Raw genomic sequence first — 4,107 nt, forward strand, 5'->3', positions numbered from 1 at the left:
GCCGAGGCCCGCATGAGTGGTACCCGGGAAAAGGCAGCCACCAGCATAAAAGGTTACCGGGAGACGTGGCGCCGCTTTCTGGCTTTTGTCGGCAGTAATAAAACATTTACTACACTCGATGTCGATCGCTACTTCGCGAAGCGCCGGAAAGACGGAATAAGTAAAAACACCCAACGCACCGAGTTTTTCCAGATCAAGGCTTTAGCTGTTTGCAATAAATTGGAGTGGCCGTATACCAAGTATGATGTTCCCCAGGTAAAAGAAAAGACCAGTACCCCCACACTTAACCCGGACGACCTGGAGCAAATAATACTCAATCAACACCTTTATACCGATACTGAAAGGTTTTACCTGGCGATCGCCACTGTTTTCGGCTGCCGCCGCGAAGCCATGGCCCAGATGATAAAAAGGGATTACGACGATACAACCATCCTCATCCGGGGAGTCCATGGCAGTGATACCGTCAAACACGCAATTCCGGATGTTATCCGGCCTATCCTGGATAACTGCTGGTCCGGCAATCACGGAATCGATGCTTTATCCCTCATCTTCCGGCGGATCGCCAAGAAGAGCGGACTAAAAATAGAAAAGGGATTCGGCTGGCACTCGATCCGCCGCTGCGTGACTTCCGTTATGAGCTATGTTCTGCCGGCTAACGGACTCGCTCCGTCCCTGTGGGCGCAGTACGCCGGCTGGGCCGGGGAGGTAACCGGCGCCACTTTCATGGGGTCCGCCATGATGGGACACTATACCCACCCGGAGGTCCTTAACTCCGACTATATGAGAAAATTGAACGTTCTTACCGGGGAAACGCACGACAACGATCCCTACTGGATAGACCACTCAATTTATCTTGTCCACCCGCTGTTAAAGACCTGGGAGCAGGCGTTGAAAAAGCACCCTGTTGTTAAGGACGAATAAAAACCGGTCAAAAACATCCAAATAAAGATAATTTTTAATAAAATAGGAGAAGAAACTATGCAAACAGTTGAAGTAATCTGCCATGAAAGCGCAGGTAAATGGATTTTCGAATTTAAAGATACTATAATCCTGGGCTCTTTACCGGACGGAAGTCTAAAGGTGCATGTCCATAAGCCTCAAAAAGATGGCAAATGCGTCTGTATCGAGAGAGTTTTAGCCCCAAACGAGATCAAATCCTTCATGGTAGCTCTGGTAAAACAGGTAACAGAAGGTATAGCAGAGCTGCCTTAATACCTCTTAAACCCCACTTTTCACCACTTTACCGGCCCGGAAAACAACCAGGGCCGGTTTCTTCATAATGAACAAATGATACCCCTCAATCTATCAAACAAAGTAGGTTTTTCGTTGCCCTGGTATTTTTGGCTTTCCGGCGGTACTCCGGCGATATTCCGGCGGTATTACCACGCATGAGCAAATTGGCACTTGACAAAATACGGATTAACTATTATGCTTAAATAGGCTCAATATCAACACTATTGTAATAGCGTGTAGCACCTAGTTAATATCTAGGCATAGCACCGGAAACACACCGGAAACGCTATAAATCGAGCCTGAGACGGACATTAAAAAATAACGGTTACTGGTCAACCAGTTTAGGCTTAAACTAGCACCAGCACGGCAAAATTAGAGCTTATAGGCGTATAGCCGAACGCTCCCTTGTCTTAACCGTTTATAAGTACACACCTAGCTTGAAAGTATCTCATACGCATAGTATCAAATTTTAAAAGTGAGGTAAATTGAGATTATGAATAAGGGATACATCGCAAGCCTGTTAAAGCCGTTGTCAACCAAAACGGCAGGACGTAAAAGCTGGGGAATTGATCTCGAAACGGTCATAGTTCCGTTTTTTGTTGCGACAAACGCAACCGGAGATACTCAGATTGAGCGTGAAGCGTTAGGTTGTCCGCTCCGACTGGCTTATCAAAAAGACGGTAGCGTTAAATTTTCGGACAACGGCAAGCCGGTTATTCAGATTGCAAAGCCTATCACGCAAGCAGTACGTATGCTACGTGAAAACTTCATAGCCACGCTTCAAGACCACGCTCACACCGTCGCAACCGAGCAAGCCGATTTATACAACTCCGAAATTCAGGCGTGTATGAAAGCCGGAAAGCCGATAGCCGAACATGATAGCGTTAAACTGGGTGAAGCTATCGCCGAACAAAAACGGCAAGCCGTTGCCCACGTTGAAAGCCTTGTCAATTCTACCGATGAAGCCGAACTGGTAGAAGCGAACTCTTAAACCAACGTAAACCAGCGTATCTTATACCGTATTAGTTAGCGTATGAGATACTTTCAAGCTAGGTGTGATTGTGAGGTGAAAGTGTGAGTAGTCCTAAATGGATTACGCCGGAACGTCAACAACGGCTAGTTACCCTATTCAACCAGTCGCAAGGCTTCTGTATTTACGGACATAAGCCGTGCAAGGGTCATTGGCAACCTAACATCAAAGCCGTTAGTCTAGGCGGTAACCGTGTTGAGCTTGTAACAACCTATAACTGGCGGTGTGATTACGCCGATCACCCTTGTTATAATCCGTATGATTCATTTTATGTAAACACGGAAAGCCGACTAATAACCGACTGGGTAAACGATGATAGACGGCAACTGATAGCCGAACGGCAAGCCGAAATCAAACGGGAACACGCTACAAACTTCAGGACTTACCCGTTGCATGGTACGTTTAGCGGTGTAAGTCGTGATATATACCACGATCAACAACCGTGTTACTATATCAACGGTTACGGTGTTAGCGGTGTAACTTGCAAGCCGTTTGTTAGGTTGCGTATAGCTTCAAGCGGTGTTCACTTATACGTTGATATTAGTCAAGCCTTGTTACCGTTAAGTGCATTACAACGGCGGAAAGCTAGACGCTACAAACATTCCGGCGTAACTTTCAATGATCGTGTTGACTACCTATGTCAACAAGCCTATTTTAACTTCTCGAACATAACCTAAAAGCCGAATAACAGATTGATACCTTAGTATGTTAAGTTAAACCGAATACTTAACACGCTGGGGTGTCTTTTTATTTTCAACCGCCGTATTTTTACGGCGTGCAAAAAGGGGGGTATCTTTGCATACTCCCTTTTTTTAGTACCTTTTATCGTTGCCTGACACAATGCCAGGACCAGATCCGCCAGGACCGGCGGAAATAAAACAAAGGGGTTTCACATGAAGGAATGGGACTTTATGACGTGCTGGGATCGTCTCTTTAATCTTGCTGCCAGAGGGGAGCATATTACTATTATCGAAAGTTGCATTAAAAATAGATTCTATGTTGGTACACCTAACGGCGGCATTTTTGTTGAGGGTACTCGAGACGAGATCGCCAGGAAGTTGTGCCAGGAAGAGATCGTTATTAAAAAGTAAGAGGAGGTGATTTTTATGCCTGAACAATCGGCCCAGATTGATTACCGCATGAACGATTCTCAGTTCATGTCCGCCGATGATAAGATGAAAGTCCTCCGGCAGTGGGAGACTTTCCTGGCCAGTTGCTGCCAGCATGACAAATTCGGCAAAGCACTCTATCATCATCTTATAGATCACTGCGATTTTATAGCCCACTACGATATCCATGGTTTTTACGCCGAATATTTCACTGAAGGATACAAAACAATCCAATTCCTCCGGCAATTTGACAGGACTAGCAGCTGCCTGGCTGCCGAGGGCATCGGCAATTTATGGTTGACCTCCAGGAACGAATACCATGATGTCAACAATGCTATGGTTCTGATCGCCGGCAAGTATATGCCCTATTTAATGCAGCATTTCAGTCATGAACAAAAGGACAAAGACCTGGCAATCGCCAGGCGATTATTGATCAGACACGGCTTAAAGCCGACCTTCTAAATTATTCAATATGTTAGAAAACAACACCGAGTTCTGGAAGAATAACTTCGGCCCGGCCTTTTTGTTTAATTCAGAGATCGAGCCGGGAAACGTTAAGCCGGCAGCCAGTACCAGAGTTGACTTCACCAGGCAAAGGCAGATAGCCGAAAAAATCTTTGCCCTGGAGAAAGCTAAAAAGCTGCTGGACTTCAAACCGCTGTACCCAGCTTTTATGGTGATGGGCGATAGCGGGACGTATAAATTAGTGTTCCATGAAAAGCCTTGATAGGAGGG

At 45.9% G+C, this 4,107-nt stretch carries 6 protein-coding genes; all 6 read left to right on the forward strand.

Going from position 1 to position 4,107, the window contains the following annotated elements:
• A partial coding sequence (locus PHI12_11985; GenBank protein ID MDD5511511.1) for a hypothetical protein occupies nt 1-921 on the forward strand: 921 nt, incomplete at its 5' end.
• 57 nt (nt 922-978) lie between these two features.
• Nucleotides 979-1,212: a hypothetical protein gene (locus PHI12_11990; protein ID MDD5511512.1), complete on the forward strand. Its 234-nt coding sequence runs from the start codon at nt 979-981 to the stop codon at nt 1,210-1,212.
• 514 nt (nt 1,213-1,726) lie between these two features.
• Nucleotides 1,727-2,224 carry a hypothetical protein gene (locus PHI12_11995; protein MDD5511513.1) on the forward strand — a complete coding sequence of 166 codons (498 nt, stop codon included), beginning with the start codon at nt 1,727-1,729 and terminating at the stop codon, nt 2,222-2,224.
• A gap of 932 nt (nt 2,225-3,156) precedes the next feature.
• Nucleotides 3,157-3,354 (forward strand): hypothetical protein, encoded by a 198-nt coding sequence (locus PHI12_12000; GenBank protein ID MDD5511514.1) that lies wholly within the window; start codon nt 3,157-3,159, stop codon nt 3,352-3,354.
• A 15-nt stretch (nt 3,355-3,369) separates the two neighbouring features.
• Complete coding sequence (locus tag PHI12_12005) at nt 3,370-3,834, forward strand: hypothetical protein (GenBank protein MDD5511515.1); 465 nt, start codon at nt 3,370-3,372, stop codon at nt 3,832-3,834.
• A 10-nt stretch (nt 3,835-3,844) separates the two neighbouring features.
• Nucleotides 3,845-4,099 (forward strand): hypothetical protein, encoded by a 255-nt coding sequence (locus PHI12_12010; protein ID MDD5511516.1) that lies wholly within the window; start codon nt 3,845-3,847, stop codon nt 4,097-4,099.
• The last annotated feature ends 8 nt before the right edge of the window (nt 4,100-4,107 follow it).

The organism is Dehalococcoidales bacterium (assembly GCA_028716225.1).
In the GTDB taxonomy this organism is placed as follows: Bacteria; Chloroflexota; Dehalococcoidia; order Dehalococcoidales; family UBA5760; genus UBA5760.

What these genes read in the sequence shown, in the direction of transcription:
- PHI12_11990 (MDD5511512.1), top strand. Translation starts at nt 979, where the DNA reads ATGCAAACAGTTGAAGTAATCTGCCATGAAAGCGCAGGTAAATGGATT.
- PHI12_12005 (MDD5511515.1), top strand. Translation starts at nt 3,370, where the DNA reads ATGCCTGAACAATCGGCCCAGATTGATTACCGCATGAACGATTCTCAG.
- PHI12_12000 (MDD5511514.1), top strand. Translation starts at nt 3,157, where the DNA reads ATGAAGGAATGGGACTTTATGACGTGCTGGGATCGTCTCTTTAATCTT.
- PHI12_11995 (MDD5511513.1), top strand. Translation starts at nt 1,727, where the DNA reads ATGAATAAGGGATACATCGCAAGCCTGTTAAAGCCGTTGTCAACCAAA.
- PHI12_12010 (MDD5511516.1), top strand. Translation starts at nt 3,845, where the DNA reads ATGTTAGAAAACAACACCGAGTTCTGGAAGAATAACTTCGGCCCGGCC.